Source organism: Mycobacterium sp. MAA66 (assembly GCF_041261665.1).
Lineage (GTDB): Bacteria > Actinomycetota > Actinomycetes > Mycobacteriales > Mycobacteriaceae > Mycobacterium.
Map to the genome: position 1 here is coordinate 173394 of NZ_JBGCCC010000006.1, position 17519 is coordinate 190912.

Here is a 17519-nt window from a genome sequence, read left to right on the forward strand (position 1 = left end):
GACCTGTGGTGTGCGTAGCAAGCCGATGCGGTCACGCCGCCAGCAGCATGGCCAGGATGGCCGTGTCCGGGTGGGTGATGGGATCGATGCCAACCCGACTGACGATGGACGTGATGGTGCCGTCAGCCTCTGCTTCGACCCAGGCCGCGCGATGATCCAGACCTAGATGGGGTAGCCCGGGCAATAGCACGCAACCGGATGCGGCGCCGGCGCACTCGGGCAGTGACGGCGTGGTCTCCGACGGAGGATGCAGCATCATCAACGCCGGCGGTTGGTGGCCGGCGAAGTAGCCGGGCGGCACCGCGGCTGCACCGACCACCGGCCCTTCTGCCAGGACCAGGCCGACGGTGCCCGGCTGGGGCTGTTCGGGGAGTTCTTCGCGGACTCCGAAAATTGTTGTGGTGGAGAGCAACCCGGGCAATGAGGCGACTCGCACCGCCACCATCAGCAACTGGGCCCATTCCTTGGTCGAATCGGGCCAACGGCCGGACACCACAAAACCTTTGAGCGCGCCACCGGAATGAAACGGAGCCACCTCGACGGCTCGGCCGGATCCACTGTCCATCGTTGACCTCCCGCTACTCGGGCTCGTGCCCCCGACACGGCTGTGGGTCGATCCGCCCAGAATGCGACAGCAACGGCTGGCACGCAAGACGACACGGGTGTCAGCCTTGGTCTTTGTGTGCCTCGGTGGATACGAAAACGGGGCGCCGCGCTGGTGCGCGACGCCCCGTCTTATTCGAAGAAGCGGATCAGCCGAAGATCAGGCCGCTGGTCTTGGCCGTGGCCGCGGCGAAGCGGTTCTGCACGTCCTCCCAGTTGACGACGTTCCAGAACGCCTTGACGTAGTCGGCCTTGACGTTCTTGTACTGCAGGTAGAAGGCGTGCTCCCACATGTCGACCTGCAGCAGCGGGATGATGCCCAGCGGCACGTTGGCCTGCTGGTCATACAGCTGGAAAGTCAGCAACCGACCACCCAGGCTGTCATAGCCCAACACCGCCCAGCCCGAACCCTGCAGGCCGTTGGCCGCCGCGGTGAACTGTGCGCGGAACTTGTCGAACGAACCGAACTGGTCGTCGATGGCCGTGGCCAGTTCGCCGGTGGGCTTGTCGCCACCGTTGGGGGAGAGGTTCTTCCACCAGATCGAGTGGTTCACGTGGCCGCCGAGGTGGAACGCCAGGTTCTTCTCGTTGAGGAAGATCGCCGCGTGGTCATCGCCGGCCCGGGCTTCCTCCAGCTTGGCCACGGCGTCGTTGACGCCCTTGACGTAGGCCGCGTGGTGCTTGCTGTGGTGGATCTCGTTGATCTGACCCGAAATATGCGGCTCCAGGGCGCCGTAGTCATAGTCCAAGTCGGGCAGGGTGTACTCAGCCACAGGTTTCCTTCCTTTGATGATCAGATCCGAGCACAACCTTGCTCCATCGGCGTGCACACCGCAAGGACGGCGAAGGCGTTATTGCGGCCGCGGCCTCACATCAGGACGATCAGCGCCAAGACGCCGAGCAGAATCAACGCGATGATCCCGGCTCGCAGTGCCGCGATCAATTGGCTGCGGGTCTGAGCAGGAATCGAGGCGCGCCAATCGGACGACGATGCGGCCGAACCCGGCCGCAGCGGATGCGATGCCATCACGCGCTCCTGACCTGCCTAGACGATCTCGGTTCCCGTGAGGATCGTCACAACCCTGTGTTGTGACGCCGATCATAACGGTTTGCCGGGCGACCGAAAAAGTGGGTCCCGCGTCGTGTTCGGGGATGCTGTGCGGACCCGCCAACTACTTAGCTCGGCAATCTTTTTCGCTCTGGGCGATCACGCCCTGTTGATCACTGCGGCCGTCGAGCCCAGATCATCCACACAAACGTAACCTGGATCACAAATTCAGCGGTTCAGGCCCTGTTCGGCCAGTACCAGCCCTGTGGATGAACCTGTGGAAACTGTGGATAGTCCTCGCATTGCTGCTCACGCGGACAGCCGTCGCGGATCGGCTTGGACGTGCCAGCATGTAGCGCATGGATGACATTCAGGTGACGCATGCCGAACTGGCCGATGTGCCGGAGGTGTTCGGTGACGGAGTGGTTTTGCTCGACGTGCGCGAAGACGATGAATGGCAGCGCGGACACGCCGACGGGGCCCAACACATCCCGATGGGCGAGGTGCCCTCGCGCCTGGCCGAGATCGATGCCGACGCAACCCTCTACGTCATTTGTCATGCCGGTGGTCGGTCGCTGAAGGTTTCGCAATACCTGGCGCGCAACGGGTATGAGCCCATCAACGTCACCGGCGGCATGCTGGCGTGGAGCGGCGCCGGACGGCCGATCGTCGTCGACGGGCCGTAGGCTGGTGCCGTGATCCAGGCCTGTTCCCGCTGCGGTACGCGGTGGAACGTTCGTGATCGCCGCCGGGACATCTGCCCGCGGTGCGGAGGTGCGTTGTTGGCGCCCGTGGCTGCGGTGGGGCCACAGGCAGGCCGCTCGGGCCGGCCCTCGGGTCCACGTACACCCGCGGGCTACCGATGGATCGCGGTGCGCCCGGGAGCGGCACCGGCGACCCGTCGTCCGCAACAGCCGTTGGGCCCGACGCCGCATTACAACCAGACCCCGCGCTGGGGTCTGGACCAAGAGTTCGAGCAGATCGTCGCCGAACCGGAGGAAGTCCGGACCGGTCCGTCGCAGACGATGGTGCAGACGGCCACAGTGGTCGCCATCGGCGCCCTCGCTGCCGCGGCGCTGATTCATGTCGTGCGATACGTCCTGCTGTTGATCAACCGGACGATCCTGCTCAATCCGTGGGTGGCCGGTGCGGGTACCTGGCTTGGCGTGGCGGCCAGCGTCATCGCCGCGTTCGCCGTCGTGACGGTCGCAGTGGTGTTGACCAATTGGCTCGTCGCGCGTCGTGCCGAGGCCTACGAGCGGGTCGGCGCGACCGAACCGCGGCAGCGCTGGTGGCTCAGGCTGGCCTCGTTGGTCCCGGTCCTGAACCTGTTCTGGGCGCCGGTATTCGTCATCGAACTCGCCACCGTCGAGAACCGGCTGCGCAGGTTGCGACGGTCGATCGTCACCTGGTGGGCGGTGTGGGTGGTGGCCACGCTGCTCGCGGTGTGGTCCGTCGCGACCAGCTTCACCAGTGATCCGCAGGGCATCGCGGACAACACCGTGAGCACCACCGTCGCCTATCTGGCCGGGCTGGCGGCCCTGGTGCTGGTCCACAAGGTGTACTCGGGATTCGAGGGTGCAGAGGTCGGTCTACCCGGTCAGCGCTGGGTCATCACCGACCCGGGAACTCCATCCGAGTCAGCTCCCGATTCGGTTGTTCCGGTTGAGCAGGACGACGAGGAACCGGCAGCATAGGGCAATGACGTCGGAGGATCCGCACAGCGTGGAGGGCGGCCCGGGTGGCCACCCGTTCGTGGTCGCACACCGCGGCGCATCGGCGGATCGTCCCGAGCACACGCTGGCGGCCTACGAATTGGCGCTCAGCCAGGGGGCTGACGGACTCGAATGCGATGTCCGGCTGACCCGCGACGGCCACCTGGTGTGTGTGCACGACCGGCGGGTGGACCGCACGTCGAACGGGACCGGACTGGTCAGTGAGATGAGTCTGGCGCAGCTGCGTGAATTCGATTACGGCAGTTGGCATCCCAGTTGGCAGGCGAACGCCGGTCAAGGTGACACCGGCCTGCTGACCTTGGACGAGTTGATCCGGCTGGCGTTGGACTGGCAGCGGCCCGTGAAGTTGTTCATCGAAACCAAGCACCCGGTGCGCTTCGGCGCGCTGGTCGAGAGCAAGGTGTTGGCGCTGCTGCACCGATACGGCATCGCGGCACCGGCCTCGGCCGATCTGTCGCGGGCCGTGGTGATGTCGTTCTCCGCAGCGGCGGTATGGCGGATCCGTCGGGCCGCGCCGATGCTGCCCACAGTGCTGCTGGGCGAGACATCGCGGTATCTCGGCGGAAGCGCCGCCACCACCGTCGGGGCGACGGCGGTGGGGCCATCCATCGCCACACTGCGGGAGCATCCGGAACTGGTCGACCGGGCCGCGGCCCACGGCCGCGCGCTCTACTGCTGGACCGTCGATCATTATGAGGACGTGCAGTATTGCCGAGATGTCGGGGTGGCCTGGGTTGCCACAAATCACCCGGGCCGCACCAAGGATTGGTTGCGCGGCGGGCTGACCGGAGCGCTCGAGAGTTAGAGGTTGCCGCCGGCCGCTGCGGGCGCGCTCGGGTCGGCACCGCCGCCGGCGGCCAACTCGCGGGCCACGAAATCCTCCAGGTTGAACAGGTTCTCGCCTGCCCGCTGCGCGATCCGGACCAGCGTGGTGACGGTGGCGACCTCTTCGACCTGTTCCTTGAGGAACCACTGCATGAACTGCTCGCCGAGGTAGTCGCCCTCTTCGCGGGCCACGCTGGCCAGCCGACTGATCTGCTCGGTGACGGTGCGTTCCTGGGCAAGTGCCAGCTTCAGCGCGTCCTCGGGCGCAGCGAACTGATTGCGCACGGTGTCGACGCCGGGGATCTCGACCGCGATGTCGCGATCCAGCAGATAGCGCACCAGCATCATGGCGTGGTTGCGCTCCTCGACCGATTGCGCGTAGAAGTGCTTGGCCAATTGCGGAAGGTCTTCCCCATCGAAGTAGACGGCGATGGCGATGTATTGCTGGGACGCACCGAATTCGCTCCGAATCTGATCCTGCAGGAGCTGGTGGAATTTCGTGTCCTGGTGCGTCGCGTCGATCATTTTGGCAACGATAGTGCAGCTCAGAAGCGCTTGTCATGGAAGGACAACCTAATTCAGGAAAGCATATCCTTAGCCATTGTGACCGCCGCAACAATGGCGAATTCGATCCTTGTGAATTAAATCAGGTAAGGCTTGGCTATATCGAAAATTCCTTTTGCTGATGGTGATCAGGGGAGCCAGTTCAAATGACGCGCGGCCAGCGTGTAGCCCACAAATGCCACGGTGTCGATCAGTCCGTGCGCGATGATCAATGGCCATAGCCGTCCGCTCCGCTGCCAGGCGTATCCGAACACCAGGCCCATGACGATGTTGCCCAGGCCGGCTCCGAAACCCTGATACAGGTGATAGCAGCCACGAAGTGCGGCGGAGAGTACGAGTGCCTTGGCGGCTGGGATCTGGAGCTGGCGCAGTCGTGTCAGCAGGTAGCCGACCACGATGACCTCCTCGGCCCAGGCGTTCGCGAAGGCCATCAACACCAACACCGGAATGCGCCACCAGGTGTCACTGAGGGTGCTGGGCACGACCGCGACGCCGATACCGAGCGCCCGGCCGGCCAGGTACAGACCGAGTCCAGGGATGCCGATCAGCGCGGCGAGGCCGAGGCCCCGCGGCGCATCGATGCGCCAGTCGATCCGGCCGAGTCCGATATCGGCGGGACGGAAACCACTGCGCCAGAGCAGGTAGAGGCCCAATGCGCCCCAGGCGGTCAACTCGAACACCGGGCTGAGGTTGAGCCCGAGGTCGATCAGATCGATGGGTGAGCGACGCTCGTGCAGTGTGACCTTCTGCCCGGACACGCCCAAGATCACCGCTTCGGCCAGCCGTACCAGCGCCGAATAGGCGGACAGGCCGAATGTCACCGCCAATACGACGGCAATTTCGATGCGGAGGGCGCGGCGGGTCATCGGGGACAAACCCTAGCTGTCGCGCGTCAGGGTCGGGTCAGATGCGTCGGGCGCGCAGTCCGTTGCGGAAGGGGCAGCCCATCAGCATCCGGATGGCCTGGCTGAGCGCAGTGACGTCGTCGACAGGCTTGGTGAACGGCAGTCGGACGTCGTGGTCGCCGTCCTCACGCTCGATCCGCAGCTGCATGCCATAGCGGTCCAGCCCGAGCGGCCGCACCCGGCCGTGTTGCAGGGTGGTCGGGAGTCGGGCCGCCAGGCGGTCCACTACGTCGCGGTGGGCAGATTCGAGGTGTTGCAGCCAGTGCGATTCCATCGCGCAGAACGGATCGGGTCGCGCGCTCAGCAGGGTGCCCACCGGTACCGACTCGGCGCCGGTGGAGTCGGCCACCACCACCGATTCGATTTCCAGACGTACCAGTGTGTGTGCTGCTTCCTCTGCGCCGTCATCGGTATTCACCTGCAGCAGTGCGGGATTCGGATCATCGGTGGCGATGAGGTCGAGCAGCGCGGCGGTTCGCGCGGCAGGGATGTGCAGCAATCGACCCTGAACCCAGACCAGTGAACGCACTGGTTCACGCAGCGGCAGTGGCGCGTAGTCGGTCAGTTCCAACATCGCGGGGACGCCGGCGTGGCCCGAAGCGGCGATCATGGCCGCCAACGAACCATCGGCTGGGACGGTGATGGCGAACGACCCGTCGGCGAGGAAGTGGTGCACGGGCGTGGTCACCGGTTCGGCATTCTCCGCCGCGAGCAGGGCGCCGGTGGCGCGGGCACACGCGCTGCGTACCCGCTCGGCCGTGCTTGGTGTGGTGGCTATTGCCGACGTCTTCGCCATGACCCGCCTTCGGTAGTGAGGTAAGCCTAAGTTAACTAACGAGCGAATGGTGTGCAAGGCCTACCGCGTGCCGGATGGTCACGGCCAAACCGGCCTAATAGTGTTGACGCGTGGCCCGCATCGCCTACCTCGGTCCGCGAGGAACATTCACCGAAGCGGCGTTGCTGCGGTTGGCCGAGTCGGGCGCCGTTCCCGACGGGCCGCAATTCGACCCGATGCCCTGTGACAGCGCGGGTGCAGCACTGGAGGCAGTGCGGGCGGGCAACGCCGATTACGCCTGTGTGCCGATCGAGAACTCGATCGAGGGTTCGGTGCTGCCGACTCTGGACAGCCTGTCCGCGGGTGCAGCGTTGCAGATCTACGCCGAACAGACCTTGGACGTGTCGTTCAGCATCGTGGTGCGTCCCGGTGTCGAGGCCGCCGCGGTTTCGACCGTCGCAGCCTTCCCGGTAGCGGCCGCGCAGGTCCGGCGCTGGCTGGCCGAGCATCTGCCGAATGCCAGGCTGGTGCCGGCGATCTCCAATGCCGGTGCAGCCGAGGATGTTTCGGAATGCCGGGCCGACGCCGGGGTGAGTACCGCGCTGGCCGCGCAGCGATGGCAACTGGCCTCGCTGGCCGACGGTGTCGTCGACGAATCCAATGCCCGGACACGGTTCGTGCTCGCCGGTCCGCCGGGACCGCCGCCACCGCGCACTGGTGCCGACCGCACGTCCGTGGTGCTGCGGCTGGACAACGTGCCGGGTGCGCTGGTGGCCGCGATGACTGAGTTCGCGATCCGCGACATCGACCTGACCCGTATCGAATCACGGCCTACCAGAACAGAATTGGGCACGTACATCTTTTTCCTGGACTGCGTCGGGCATATCGATGATGCGCCGGTCGCCGAGGCGCTCAAGGCGCTGTACCGGCGGGCGACCGATGTGCGCTACCTGGGGTCCTGGCCGACCGGTACCGCGACGGGAGCGACGCCGCCGGCCACCGATGTGGCCGCTGAGTGGTTGGCCGGACTACGAGAAGCGAGGGCGGATCGGGGATGAACAAACGCTTGGTATTCGTCCGGCACGGCCAATCTGAAGGAAATGTGCGCCGGCAGCTCGACACCGCGCCGCCCGGCACCGCTTTGACCGCACTCGGCCGTCAGCAGGCGGCGGCGTTTGCCGCGAACTGGCCGTATCCGGTCGGACTGCTGGTGCATTCCGTCGCCCGGCGTGCCGTCGAGACCGCCGAAGAGATCGACGCCCAACTGGGCATCGGTGCCTACGAGGTAGCTGGCATTCATGAAGTACAGGCGGGCGATCTGGAAGGCAGTGACCGCGAAGCGGACATCGAGCAGTTCGATGGCATCTACCGGCAATGGCAGCACGGTGCCCTCGACGTGGCCATGCCCGGCGGTGAGACCGGTCAGCAGGTCCTGGACCGCTACCTACCGGTGGTGACCCAGCTGCGGCTGCGTCATCTCGACAACCACGACCGGGCCGGCGATATCCTGGTGGTGAGTCACGGTGCGGCCATTCGGCTGGTGGCAGCCCAATTGGCCGGAGTGGACATCGATTTCGCGATGGAGCACCACCTCGCCAACACAGAATGCGTGGTGTTGAGCCCGATCACCGATGGCCGTTGGAGTTGCGTGCAGTGGGGCGCGTTGACGCCGCCGTTCTACCCAGAACCTGAGGTCGCAACCCACGTCGCCGATGAAGACCCCATGGGCTGACCGCACGCGCAGCCGACCGTGTCGCAATCGATGCGAAACAAGTGCTCGGCCTCGGGTGTCACACAATCCTCGTCGGTGCATTCGGCCGCTTGGCCGGCGTGGATGATGACGGTTCCGTGACAGTGCTGCAGATCGTCACCGCACTGGCGGCAGGTGGTCGATAGCAGCGCCATGACCTAGTTGTAGCACTGCGGTGCGACAAAAGGAGTATGCCGCGCAGGCGTTTACGCCCAGCCCAATTCGTGCAGTCGATCGTCGTCGATGCCGAAGTGGTGTGCGATCTCGTGGATGACGGTGATGGCCACTTCGTCGACGACCTCCGCCTCGCTCGTGCACATGTCGAGCAGCGCGTCGCGGTAGATGGTGATGGTGTCCGGCAAGGATCCGGCGTAGAAGGAATCGCGCTCGGTCAGCGCGACTCCTTCGTAGAGTCCGAGGATATCGGGTTCGTCGGGATGGCGACTCTCGACGAGTACCACCACGTTGTCGATCGCTGCGGTCAGCTCGGGCGGGAGCAGATCGAGCGCGTCGGAGACCAATTCATCGAACCGTTGCGGCTGCATGTGCACCGCCATGGTGGCCCTATTGCCCGGGCGGCGGCGCGCCCGCATCACCGGGCGGGCCTGCCGGACCGGGAGCGGCCGGAGCGGGGGCACCTGGTGCGGGTCCCGCCGGGGCAGGCCCGGCGGGATTGTCGCTCTCCATCGGCGGACCGTCCGGCGTGGCCGGCGGTGGGCCGTTGAGGTACGTGTTACCGGTGGCCGGCGGAACGGCGCCGTTGCCCGGCCCAGCCTGCTGACCCGGCATGTGCTGGTCGCCCTGGGGAGCCTGCGCCGTCTGCTGGCCGTGCTGCGTCCCCGACGAGCTAGAAGAGCTGGACGAGCCTTGCGACGACGAGCCCTGCGACGCCGAGCCCTGCGACGACGAGCCTTGGGAGGCCGAAGCGTCGATCGGAGACGAGACCGGCGGCAGTGCCGGCAGGTTGAGTCGCTCGTCGGCGATCGCCGGGGGCGCGATCGGGGACTGCCCGTTGATGACGAGCGGGCCCTTGGCGCTGTTCACCAATGTCGACCAGCCACCGTTGCCGAGCGAGGATCCGATGTTGCACGAGACCTGATGGCTGCCCGCGGCCCAGCTCGGCGGTGCGGGTGTGCTGTAGATGAGCGTCAGGGTGGTGTTGCGCAACTGGTTCGGTGCGAGATAGGCGTCGGTCAGCTTGGTGCATGCGTCCTTGATGAATGCGTCCTGCTGTGCGTCCGGCGGGAGTGCGTCATGGAACTTGTCGGCGAGGTTCACCGCACCGGTGACCTCCATGGCGTGCGGCGTCGAGCAGTCGACCGGGGCGTCGGTCGGTTGGTTGGTCGCCGGATCGATGCCGATGCAGGTGCCCGTAGGCCAGACCTTGGACTGGTCGATGTCGGCTACCCGGCCCTTATAGGACAACTGCTGCTGGTTGGGACCGGGCAACTGCAGACCGCACAGCATCCGGCGCTGGCCGGTCTGCTTCCAGGCCTTGTCGCCCGACCACACCAGGCTGACGGTGAACTTGCCGTTGGGATCGAACCGTGGACCGAGGTACTGATGGGCCGCGTTCTGGCACTGTTCCTGGCTGATCTGCTTGATCCGGGCGGCCGACGGCGGAGCCGCATCCGGGCCGTACTCGCTGCCCGGGAACGTGCTGAGATCGAGCGATTCGGCAACTTCGAAGCGGTGGTCGTCCTTGCAATCGACGATCTTGACCGCGTCAGGGGCGCGATCTGGCCAGGTCAAGCAGTCGCCGGCTTTGGCGTGGTTGAAGGTGTCGCTGACCCGCGAGGTGACGGCCTTGTTGCTGCCGAAGCCGAGCGGGGAGACGTAGTCGGTCTCCCCGGGCAGTACCTGGAGCACGCCGGCGACCAGCAGGCCACCGAGTGCAGCGAGGATCAGCCCACGCTGGGTCCTGGTGGCATGCATGCGTTGCCACCAGTGGGGCGTCGTATTCGGCGCGTCCGGATGGGTGGTGAGGCCCAGTTCGTCCGCCGTGGGTGCGTCCAGCATCGTTTCTATTGTGACAGCCACGGACGAGGCTGTGACAAGTGATGCAGTTGTACTGTTATGTGGTTGTGCTCGGGCGCTGCTACCGACGATATCTACCTCGAGGTGCTGCTCGACCGTTCAAAAAAGTAGGGTGACGGCCGTGATCGACCTCAAGTTGTTGCGCGATGATCCGGACCGGGTGCGAGCGTCGCAACGGTCTCGTGGCGAAGACCCGGCGCTGGTCGATGCCCTACTGGCCGCCGACGCTGCTCGTCGTGCGGCCATCGCGGAGGCCGACACCGCCCGGGCAGCCCAGAAGACGGCGAGCAAGCAGGTCGGTTCGGCCTCTCCCGAGGACCGGCCCGCGCTGCTGGAGAAAGCCAAGGAACTCTCCGCTGCGATCAAGGACGTCGAGGCCAGGCAGGCCGAAACGGAGGCGGCCTTCACCGCGGCGCACATGGCGATCGGCAACGTCATCATCGACGGGGTGCCGGCCGGCGGCGAGAGCGACTTCGAAGTGCTCGACGTGGTGGGTTCGGTTCCGGCGCTGGAGAATCCGAAGGATCACCTGGAGCTCGGCGAGGCCCTCGGTCTGCTGGACATGGAGCGCGGCGTCAAAGTCTCCGGGTCGCGGTTCTACTTCCTGACCGGGTTCGGCGCCCTTCTGCAACTCGGGCTGCTGCAGCTCGCAGTCCGGTTGGCTACCCAGAACGGGTTCACCTTGATGATCCCGCCAGTGCTGGTGCGCCCAGAAGTGATGCGCGGCACCGGATTTCTGGGTGCCCATGCCGATGAGATCTACCGGCTCGAGGCCGACGACATGTACCTGGTCGGCACCTCGGAGGTGCCATTGGCCGGCTACCACGCCGATGAGATCCTCGATCTGTCCGACGGACCACGGCGCTACGCCGGATGGTCGTCGTGCTTCCGCCGGGAAGCCGGCAGCTATGGCAAAGACACCCGTGGCATCATCCGGGTCCATCAGTTCGACAAGGTCGAGGCCTTCGTCTACTGCAAGCCAGAAGACGCCGAGGCCGAACACCAGCGGCTGCTCGGCTGGCAGCGGGAGATGTTGGCTGCCATCGAGGTGCCCTACCGCGTAATCGATGTTGCTGCAGGCGATCTCGGTTCCTCAGCCGCTCGCAAGTATGACTGCGAGGCCTGGGTTCCCACCCAACAGGCCTACCGCGAGCTGACCTCGACCTCGAACTGCACGACGTTCCAGGCCCGGCGTCTGTCCACCCGGTACCGCGACGACAACGGCAAGCCGCAGACCGCTGCGACGCTGAACGGAACCCTGGCCACCACTCGTTGGCTGGTCGCGATCCTGGAGAACCACCAGCAGCCCGACGGCAGTGTTCGGGTGCCCGAGGCGCTGGTGCCGTATGTCGGAAAGTCGGTGCTGTCGTGATCTCACTGGATTTCGCCGAGTTGCGATCCTGGTTCGGTTTCGGTGTGGCGGGCAATTTCGCCGGCCACCTCGAACAGGCTGGAGAGGCAGTCGATTTCGTCAACGTGGCCTCCGAAGGTGTTGCGCCCAAGGGAATTTTCCCCTGGTACGCCCCGGGTAGCGACACCTTCCTCGGTGAGTTCCCGCTGTCGTCGGACACTGTCCTGCTGCCGGCCAGCGACACTCCGCTCAATCTGCAGATCGAGCCCGAAGTTGGCTTGGCCTGCGAGGTTTCGTGGTCCGGCGACCGCGTGGTGGGCCTCACGCCTTTCGCGCTCGGCGCGTTCAACGACTGCTCGATCCGGCGGCCGAACGCCCCGAAGATCAGTCATAAGAAGAACTGGGGCACGGCCTCCAAGGGCGTGGCCGCCGAGTTCTTCGAGATCAGCGATCTCTCTGCGGATGGCCCTACGTCGTCCTTGAGGTTGGCGTGCTTCCTCGATGACGGCAGCGGTACCGAGCAGGCCTATGGCCAAGACAGCCCTCTGCTGGGTTATTCGTATTACGGGACGCAATTGCTGGACTGGATCGTCGACCGCCTGGCCAACCAAAAGGGTTCTGCTGATACACCTTTGGAAGATGTCGGCGCGCTGATGGTGGCCAGTGGGCATCCGAAGCACCTGCTGATAGGCATCGGCGCGACGCGGTACACCGAGTTGGGGGAGTCGACCTACCTCAAGCCCGGTGACCAGGCCATCGTGCGGGTGTACGACACAGCGTCTTCGGCGGTGTCGGAGTTGCGGCAGACGGTGCGGGCTGCGGGTTAACCGCCCTTTTCGAGCGTGCCGAGATAGACGAAATGGTCGTGAAAGCCTTCGATAGAACGGCCATTTCGTCCATCTCGGCGGCGGAGCTGCCTTCCGACGAGATATCCGAGAAAATAGACAACGGTAAATGACCCGAAACTGATCAAGCCAGCTACGAGGAATTGAAGATATTTTCCCCGAGCGGACGGAAACCCTGAGCTCGCATCTGACGCCGAACACGAACATTGACGAACAAATTCCAACTTTCCAGCCGGGTGGATATACCGTAAAGAATGCGCAAGTCGACGAGAAAACAAGGCTTGCCCAGAACAGTTGACGGGCTGGTTTCAGAGTCTTGAACGTGCCGGGGCCGGAACTAGCAGTCCAGCGAGCGTAAGAACGGCCATTGCGTGCAACCTCGCCGACTCGGGGCCGCTGCGATAGAGACAAGTACCCTATTGACGGCTTGATTCTAGTCGCGGCCGAAGGTGTTGCGACTGTCGGCTAGCGGAATGGGTTTTCCTGCCGGCCCATCGAGCGCTTACCTCCACGTGGCCGCTTCTTCCCGATAGAATAGGCAATAAGGTAGATCGTGGGGAAAATTCCGACTGTGACAAGACTGATCAATATGAATTGAACGCGTTGACCGCCTGCTATCGGATGGTCATTGATCGCATCGTTGTGGCCGAAAAACGCGGCAAAGGCGCCGAGAATGACTGCTGCCACGAGCGCTTCACGTGGTTTACCGCCAGGTTGAAGGTTGATACCGACCATCAGAGCCAGTAGAAGCGCCGCACCGATCATCAGAGTCCAGAACCTTGTCGCAGTGGTGAGGCCTGAAGGTGATTTGTTGTCGGAGGTGCCTGATCGGGTTTCATCTTTCTGACTAGCGGACGAATAATATGTGTAGGTCTGTCCTTTGAAATGAATATAGTCAGTATTGAAATACGCGGAACCGAATAGTATTGCGCACGCGAATGCTGCTACGGCTAGCCCCTGCTTCCAGTTGGGGAGCGACGCCAAGAAAACGCTGCATGCAACAACGGTGGTGCTAGACCAGTAGATGCGCCGTTGCCGAGATATACCCCTTTTTGACCACAAGGTCAGCGCGCAGATGATGAGCGCGATGATTGCAATCGAGAAAAATATCAACTTTGACGCTGAGTTGTAGATGGTCGTGTGGGCCTCGGCGACATGTAAGACGAAACTAGAGGTGGTCGTGGTTGTCAAAAGTGCCCTAACCTTTCATCCACTTCATTACGAAGTCGGTAGCGTATTCGCCGCCGTATGCGCCAACAGCACCTGCGAGTAGTGCGCCCGTGAAAGCCCCAACAGGGCCGAAGGTAGCACCCGCTTCGGCGCCGAACGGAGCGAGTTCGTAGGCACCGGCAAAACCGCCGAGGCCCTTTGCAATCACCTCTCCGGCGGGCTTGCCCTCGCCATATATCTCGTATAAACCTATTCCGACGTCTAGTGCAGACCCCACGACGCCCAGACGCCCGCCGATCTTCTTCAGTGCGTCGATATCGGCGGCGGAATAATACGCAGGGCTCGGTGCCAAATCTGTGGGCATTCCTGTTGGCAGTGCTTTTGCGAAATCTCGAAATGCATCTTTGGATGCGTCGAGAGCCTTGGCGGCATCTGAGCCAGTCGCGAGGAGCTGTGCAGGAATGATTCCGTGCGCCATACCTTCCGCCGCCTGCGCGGCCCCTTGCGGCGTCATACCTGCCTGTTGAAGCCCCGCTTGGACTCTGGTGAGCACGTTGGCCCGGTCGTTCAGTTCCTGTTGATCGATCAGGCGAGTCGCATCATCGGTCATCATGACGTGCATTCCAGCGGGCGGATTCGTCTCGTACTCTCGCTGCAGATTCAGGCGCGCCTGTGCGCGGCTGCGTGCATCACCGCCGAGCACCGGGTCCTTGGGAACCGGGCCCGTTGAATGCACCATGTTGTAGTCGGCGAGACGCTCGCCGGCCAGTCGTCTGCCTTCGGCTTGTTCGGCAGGCGTCCGATAGTTGTTGACGTTGCGTGTGGGGTCTTGGACCGCGTTGTAGTCGATCAGCCGTTGTTCGGCGTCCATCTCGTCCTGGGTGAAGTGACCGGGGCTGCCAATGCCGCTCAACGAGTCACTTCGCCCTTCGGCCTTGGCTTTGTCGACCATGGCCTGGTCTTTGGATCGCTGTCCGGACTTGTCATAGGCAGATGCCGCCGCTGCAGGTGCTTTGTCGGGAGCGGCATCGACGTTGTCGAGGGCGTCGGGTACGAACCCCGCAGCAGCCATGGCAGTCTCGGCGCCGTGCAGTTGGGCCAGGTACCCGCCTCGGGCCTCCTCGATGTGCCCGAGGGCACCTTTGACGACGCCCGCAGCTTCCAGCTCGAGATCCAACCAGTTCAGGTTCGCCGCTTTGGCTTTGGAAATTTGTTGGTCGATCGCTTCCAGATCATTGTTGGCTCCTGCCACCGTGGTGTCGGCAGTGCGCTGAGCAATGGCCAGTGACGAGGCGATCTGCTCCAGGTCAACGGCGATCTTCGACAACTGATCCGGATGACCGACCAGTGCTGCCGTAGCTTTCTGGACCTGCTCTGATTCGTTGATCGGATGCTCGGAACCGTTGCGATTCCAGGCGTCGGTGAACTGTTTCTTCGCCGTGGTGAACTCGTCGTCAGATTCTTTGGCATGGAATCCGGCCTGATGGAAGGCATCGGCCAGGTTGTTGATCGCGCCCGCATCGCCTGCTTGGAGCTCGTCGTTGAGCTTCCACGGGTCGCCGCCGGCGATCGCGCAGAGGTCGCTGACATTCAGATTTGTCAGTGCCGGACGGCTTGTGCTCACAGGTCGTGGGCCGCGGCATCAATGCGCGCGCCGCCCGCATCGTCTGCCGCGGTGAATGTGTGTGCGGCAGCCTTCGCATGACCGGCCAGGTTGGTCAGTGCAGTGTCGTGGCCGTTGAGTCGCTCCACGTGAGCTTGATGTGCGGCACTGATGGCTGAATGAAACTGGTGACCGCCCTCGAAGTCACCGAAGATGTTCCGCTCGATCGTTTCGCGGCCGAGTCGCTCAGCCCCTGTACGTGCCGCATTGGCTGCGTATGTGCAGGAATCGCTGCCGCCGAGCATGTGCTCGGTGTTGACTTCGATCTTTCCCCCGGACATATCTCGAGGGTAATGCCGTTGAAAGCGGGAGAACACCGCTAATTTGTCAGGACCCTATTCGTCGCGCGCGCTCAACAATTCATCGAGTACCGCAATGAACTCCCTGGGGCGCAAGGGTGTGAACGCCGGAGCGGGGGTGTCGTCGACATCGAGGACTACCCGCGTCGACTTGATCGGGCGCCAGATATCGAGCGGCATCCAGTGTCTCGGATCGGTGCTACCCCAGATCCGGAATCGCTCCAAGAAGAATCCCAGCGATTCGGACCGGTAGCCGCGCACCGACCGCATCGGGATGATCTTCGAGGTACCCGAGGGAAAGTGGTAGCGGCGCAAGGTGATTGCCTGGCGGTCCAGCTGAATCATGCCGTCGTCGTACTGCGGTCCGGCGCTCATAATGCCCGACTCCGCAATTCGTGTCCTTTGGAGGTCAGGCAGCGGCCGTTCTCCAGGTTCCACTGCCAACCGTGCAGATTGCAGGTCAAGGTCTTGCCCTCGACCACACCGAATTTGGACAGGTCGGCTTTCAGGTGCGGGCAGCGGCGCTGAATCTCGTAGCCGCCCAGCTCAATTGACGCCGAGGTGTCGTGTGCTTCGGCAAACCAGCCGTCGGCGTAGGCGATCCGCTCATCGGTCAGGCACTTGAAGAAGGTGTACAGGTACTCGTTGTAGCCGCCGACCCGCCACGCCTCGAAACGGGTGGACAGGAAGATGGTGTTCACCCAGTCCGGTTCGTAGTCGCGCAGCACAGTGCGTACCAACTCTGGCGCGATACCGAATCCATATCGGAACTTCTCATCCGGAATCGCTGATCGCACAATGCGTTTGGGGAAGTCCAAGACGACGGTCTCGGCGCCGATCTTCAACTCGATCGGATATCCGATGCCGTCGCAGATCTGGTCACTCTGCACCATGATCGGTTCGAACTTGGCCCGCAGTGGCTCCAGTAGTGAGTCGCCGGAAGCCGGTGCCCACGAAGCTTTTTCGGCGGCCAGTACCGGCGCCATCCGCTCCGCGTAGGCCTCGATGTACTCGGCTTTGGCGGTGGTGAAGATGGCTTCGGCCTCGGCTTCGGATACCGGGTGCGCGAGCGAGTCCAATTCGGATCCGGTGAAGGTGGCCACCGTGCCCGGGATCATCAGCAATCCCCGGTCGTGCCCGTGTTGGCGCAGCTGGTCCAGGAACACCATCTGGTCCGGGAAGATGTTCGCCGGATCCCCGTGATCGTCGTTGAGCCAACGCAATTCGTCGTCAAGGAAGCATGGCGGGCCGGCTGACGGCACCACCCAAGTGGCCCCGACCTGAGCGATGTACTGGCGAGAGCGATCCATCTGCCGCTGCCGCTTCTGGGTGCCGAAGGCCTCCTTGGCCCGGGCCGGCATGTCGTAGACCATCGGGTACCAGATGGCCCCGGAGTACTGCAGCATGTGCACATCGACGTGCCCGAACTCGGTGGCCAGCATGTCCAGGTCGATGGGCCGGGCGTCGTTCATGTTGAACGCGACGGTCTCGCCGTCGGACACCACGAGGCCGGAGTCGCCGATCGGCCCGTCGGCCGGGGCCCGCAGCGCGATGATCATCACGTCCAGATCGCCCTTGGGGCCGCTGACGGTGTGCCGATGCGAATCGGTGGTTTCGAAGAACTTGTGAAAGCCCAGCGCTTCCAGCTCGCGGCGAAGATCCGGCACCGGGTAGTCCGGTAGCAGCACCGTCGCATTTTTGTTCACGTGTGCGCGCAGATGCTCGGGATCGAAGTGATCCTTGTGCAGGTGGCTGACATACAGATAGTCGCAGTCGCCGAGGGCAGCCCAGTCCAGCTGGCTGTTGTCCGGGAAGGGAAACCAGGACGCGAAATAGGCCGGGTTCACCCATGGATCGCACAGAATGCTCCCCGCGTTGGTGTCGATCCGGAATCCCGCGTGTCCGACGCTCGTGACCTGCACAAATACCCCTTCTGGCGGTGAAACCT

Annotated in this window: 20 protein-coding genes; 7 read left to right on the forward strand and 13 right to left on the reverse strand. The window is 63.9% G+C overall.

Annotated elements, in window-relative coordinates; genetic code table 11:
- Positions 1 to 31 precede the first annotated feature (31 nt).
- The 3 genes from ABIA30_RS18600 to ABIA30_RS18610 form a co-directional block, all read right to left on the reverse strand.
- On the reverse strand, positions 32 to 565 hold the full coding sequence (locus tag ABIA30_RS18600; protein WP_370068004.1) for a peptidase: 534 nt from the start codon (positions 563 to 565) through the stop codon (positions 32 to 34).
- Between the two features lie 187 nt (positions 566 to 752).
- Complete coding sequence (locus ABIA30_RS18605) at positions 753 to 1376, reverse strand: superoxide dismutase (RefSeq protein WP_370068006.1); 624 nt, start codon at positions 1374 to 1376, stop codon at positions 753 to 755.
- Positions 1377 to 1471: 95 nt separating this feature from the next.
- On the reverse strand, positions 1472 to 1630 hold the full coding sequence (locus ABIA30_RS18610) for a hypothetical protein (RefSeq protein ID WP_370068008.1): 159 nt from the start codon (positions 1628 to 1630) through the stop codon (positions 1472 to 1474).
- A 380-nt stretch (positions 1631 to 2010) separates the two neighbouring features.
- Here ABIA30_RS18610 and ABIA30_RS18615 point away from each other — a divergent pair, with 380 nt between their 5' ends.
- The 3 genes from ABIA30_RS18615 to ABIA30_RS18625 all read left to right on the forward strand — a co-directional run bounded on the left by ABIA30_RS18615 (position 2011) and on the right by ABIA30_RS18625 (position 4192).
- A complete protein-coding gene (locus ABIA30_RS18615) occupies positions 2011 to 2337 on the forward strand; it encodes a rhodanese-like domain-containing protein (RefSeq protein WP_370068010.1) in 327 nt (108 codons plus the stop codon).
- 105 nt (positions 2338 to 2442) lie between these two features.
- Positions 2443 to 3348, forward strand: coding sequence for a DUF4328 domain-containing protein (locus ABIA30_RS18620; protein WP_370068180.1), 906 nt, complete (start codon positions 2443 to 2445; stop codon positions 3346 to 3348).
- Positions 3349 to 3352: 4 nt separating this feature from the next.
- Positions 3353 to 4192: a glycerophosphodiester phosphodiesterase gene (locus ABIA30_RS18625; RefSeq protein WP_370068012.1), complete on the forward strand. Its 840-nt coding sequence runs from the start codon at positions 3353 to 3355 to the stop codon at positions 4190 to 4192.
- Here ABIA30_RS18625 and ABIA30_RS18630 read toward each other — a convergent pair.
- The 3 genes from ABIA30_RS18630 to ABIA30_RS18640 all read right to left on the reverse strand — a co-directional run bounded on the left by ABIA30_RS18630 (position 4189) and on the right by ABIA30_RS18640 (position 6477).
- On the reverse strand, positions 4189 to 4737 hold the full coding sequence (locus ABIA30_RS18630) for a ferritin (RefSeq protein WP_370068014.1): 549 nt from the start codon (positions 4735 to 4737) through the stop codon (positions 4189 to 4191). The two genes, ABIA30_RS18625 and ABIA30_RS18630, sit on opposite strands and share 4 nt — an antisense overlap.
- 167 nt (positions 4738 to 4904) lie before the next feature.
- Positions 4905 to 5642: a CPBP family intramembrane glutamic endopeptidase gene (locus ABIA30_RS18635; protein ID WP_370068016.1), complete on the reverse strand. Its 738-nt coding sequence runs from the start codon at positions 5640 to 5642 to the stop codon at positions 4905 to 4907.
- Positions 5643 to 5679: 37 nt separating this feature from the next.
- Positions 5680 to 6477 (reverse strand): DUF2470 domain-containing protein, encoded by a 798-nt coding sequence (locus tag ABIA30_RS18640; RefSeq protein ID WP_370068018.1) that lies wholly within the window; start codon positions 6475 to 6477, stop codon positions 5680 to 5682.
- Positions 6478 to 6587: 110 nt separating this feature from the next.
- Between ABIA30_RS18640 and pheA the strand changes: the two genes are divergently transcribed.
- Together pheA and ABIA30_RS18650 are read left to right on the forward strand one after the other, a co-directional pair.
- The gene (gene pheA, locus ABIA30_RS18645; RefSeq protein ID WP_370068020.1) at positions 6588 to 7514 is read left to right on the forward strand and encodes a prephenate dehydratase; all 927 of its coding nucleotides are present in this window, start codon (positions 6588 to 6590) and stop codon (positions 7512 to 7514) included.
- Complete coding sequence (locus tag ABIA30_RS18650) at positions 7511 to 8188, forward strand: histidine phosphatase family protein (RefSeq protein WP_370068022.1); 678 nt, start codon at positions 7511 to 7513, stop codon at positions 8186 to 8188. The genes pheA and ABIA30_RS18650 overlap by 4 nt, the downstream gene beginning before the upstream one ends.
- A gap of 224 nt (positions 8189 to 8412) precedes the next feature.
- On the opposite strand, the gene ABIA30_RS18655 is transcribed toward ABIA30_RS18650, so the two are convergent.
- Together ABIA30_RS18655 and ABIA30_RS18660 are read right to left on the reverse strand one after the other, a co-directional pair.
- Positions 8413 to 8763, reverse strand: coding sequence for a metallopeptidase family protein (locus ABIA30_RS18655; protein WP_370068024.1), 351 nt, complete (start codon positions 8761 to 8763; stop codon positions 8413 to 8415).
- A gap of 7 nt (positions 8764 to 8770) precedes the next feature.
- The gene (locus tag ABIA30_RS18660) at positions 8771 to 10234 is read right to left on the reverse strand and encodes a septum formation family protein (RefSeq protein WP_370068182.1); all 1464 of its coding nucleotides are present in this window, start codon (positions 10232 to 10234) and stop codon (positions 8771 to 8773) included.
- A gap of 130 nt (positions 10235 to 10364) precedes the next feature.
- Between ABIA30_RS18660 and serS the strand changes: the two genes are divergently transcribed.
- A complete protein-coding gene (gene serS, locus ABIA30_RS18665; protein ID WP_370068026.1) occupies positions 10365 to 11615 on the forward strand; it encodes a serine--tRNA ligase in 1251 nt (416 codons plus the stop codon).
- Positions 11612 to 12421, forward strand: a complete 810-nt coding sequence (locus ABIA30_RS18670; protein WP_370068028.1) for a DUF5718 family protein — start codon at positions 11612 to 11614, stop codon at positions 12419 to 12421. Before serS ends, ABIA30_RS18670 begins: the two co-directional genes overlap by 4 nt.
- 483 nt (positions 12422 to 12904) lie before the next feature.
- Here the strand turns inward: ABIA30_RS18670 and ABIA30_RS18675 are convergent, their stop codons facing one another.
- The 5 genes from ABIA30_RS18675 to ABIA30_RS18695 are packed head-to-tail and all read right to left on the reverse strand — an operon-like array spanning position 12905 to position 17493.
- Positions 12905 to 13630, reverse strand: a complete 726-nt coding sequence (locus ABIA30_RS18675) for a hypothetical protein (protein ID WP_370068030.1) — start codon at positions 13628 to 13630, stop codon at positions 12905 to 12907.
- Positions 13631 to 13637: 7 nt separating this feature from the next.
- Positions 13638 to 15233: a hypothetical protein gene (locus tag ABIA30_RS18680; protein WP_370068032.1), complete on the reverse strand. Its 1596-nt coding sequence runs from the start codon at positions 15231 to 15233 to the stop codon at positions 13638 to 13640.
- Complete coding sequence (locus ABIA30_RS18685) at positions 15230 to 15553, reverse strand: DUF2563 family protein (RefSeq protein WP_370068034.1); 324 nt, start codon at positions 15551 to 15553, stop codon at positions 15230 to 15232. Before ABIA30_RS18685 ends, ABIA30_RS18680 begins: the two co-directional genes overlap by 4 nt.
- Before the next feature lie 54 nt (positions 15554 to 15607).
- A complete protein-coding gene (locus tag ABIA30_RS18690) occupies positions 15608 to 15946 on the reverse strand; it encodes a hypothetical protein (protein ID WP_370068036.1) in 339 nt (112 codons plus the stop codon).
- Positions 15943 to 17493 carry a Rieske 2Fe-2S domain-containing protein gene (locus ABIA30_RS18695; RefSeq protein WP_370068038.1) on the reverse strand — a complete coding sequence of 517 codons (1551 nt, stop codon included), beginning with the start codon at positions 17491 to 17493 and terminating at the stop codon, positions 15943 to 15945. Before ABIA30_RS18695 ends, ABIA30_RS18690 begins: the two co-directional genes overlap by 4 nt.
- Positions 17494 to 17519: the final 26 nt, after the last annotated feature.

Coding starts and splice junctions, on each gene's coding strand:
- ABIA30_RS18625 (WP_370068012.1), top strand. CDS start 3,353: ATGACGTCGGAGGATCCGCACAGCGTGGAGGGCGGCCCGGGTGGCCAC.
- ABIA30_RS18655 (WP_370068024.1), bottom strand. CDS start 8,763: ATGGCGGTGCACATGCAGCCGCAACGGTTCGATGAATTGGTCTCCGAC.
- ABIA30_RS18640 (WP_370068018.1), bottom strand. CDS start 6,477: ATGGCGAAGACGTCGGCAATAGCCACCACACCAAGCACGGCCGAGCGG.
- ABIA30_RS18610 (WP_370068008.1), bottom strand. CDS start 1,630: ATGGCATCGCATCCGCTGCGGCCGGGTTCGGCCGCATCGTCGTCCGAT.
- ABIA30_RS18635 (WP_370068016.1), bottom strand. CDS start 5,642: ATGACCCGCCGCGCCCTCCGCATCGAAATTGCCGTCGTATTGGCGGTG.
- ABIA30_RS18690 (WP_370068036.1), bottom strand. CDS start 15,946: ATGAGCGCCGGACCGCAGTACGACGACGGCATGATTCAGCTGGACCGC.
- ABIA30_RS18600 (WP_370068004.1), bottom strand. CDS start 565: ATGGACAGTGGATCCGGCCGAGCCGTCGAGGTGGCTCCGTTTCATTCC.
- ABIA30_RS18615 (WP_370068010.1), top strand. CDS start 2,011: ATGGATGACATTCAGGTGACGCATGCCGAACTGGCCGATGTGCCGGAG.
- ABIA30_RS18630 (WP_370068014.1), bottom strand. CDS start 4,737: ATGATCGACGCGACGCACCAGGACACGAAATTCCACCAGCTCCTGCAG.
- ABIA30_RS18685 (WP_370068034.1), bottom strand. CDS start 15,553: ATGTCCGGGGGAAAGATCGAAGTCAACACCGAGCACATGCTCGGCGGC.
- ABIA30_RS18650 (WP_370068022.1), top strand. CDS start 7,511: ATGAACAAACGCTTGGTATTCGTCCGGCACGGCCAATCTGAAGGAAAT.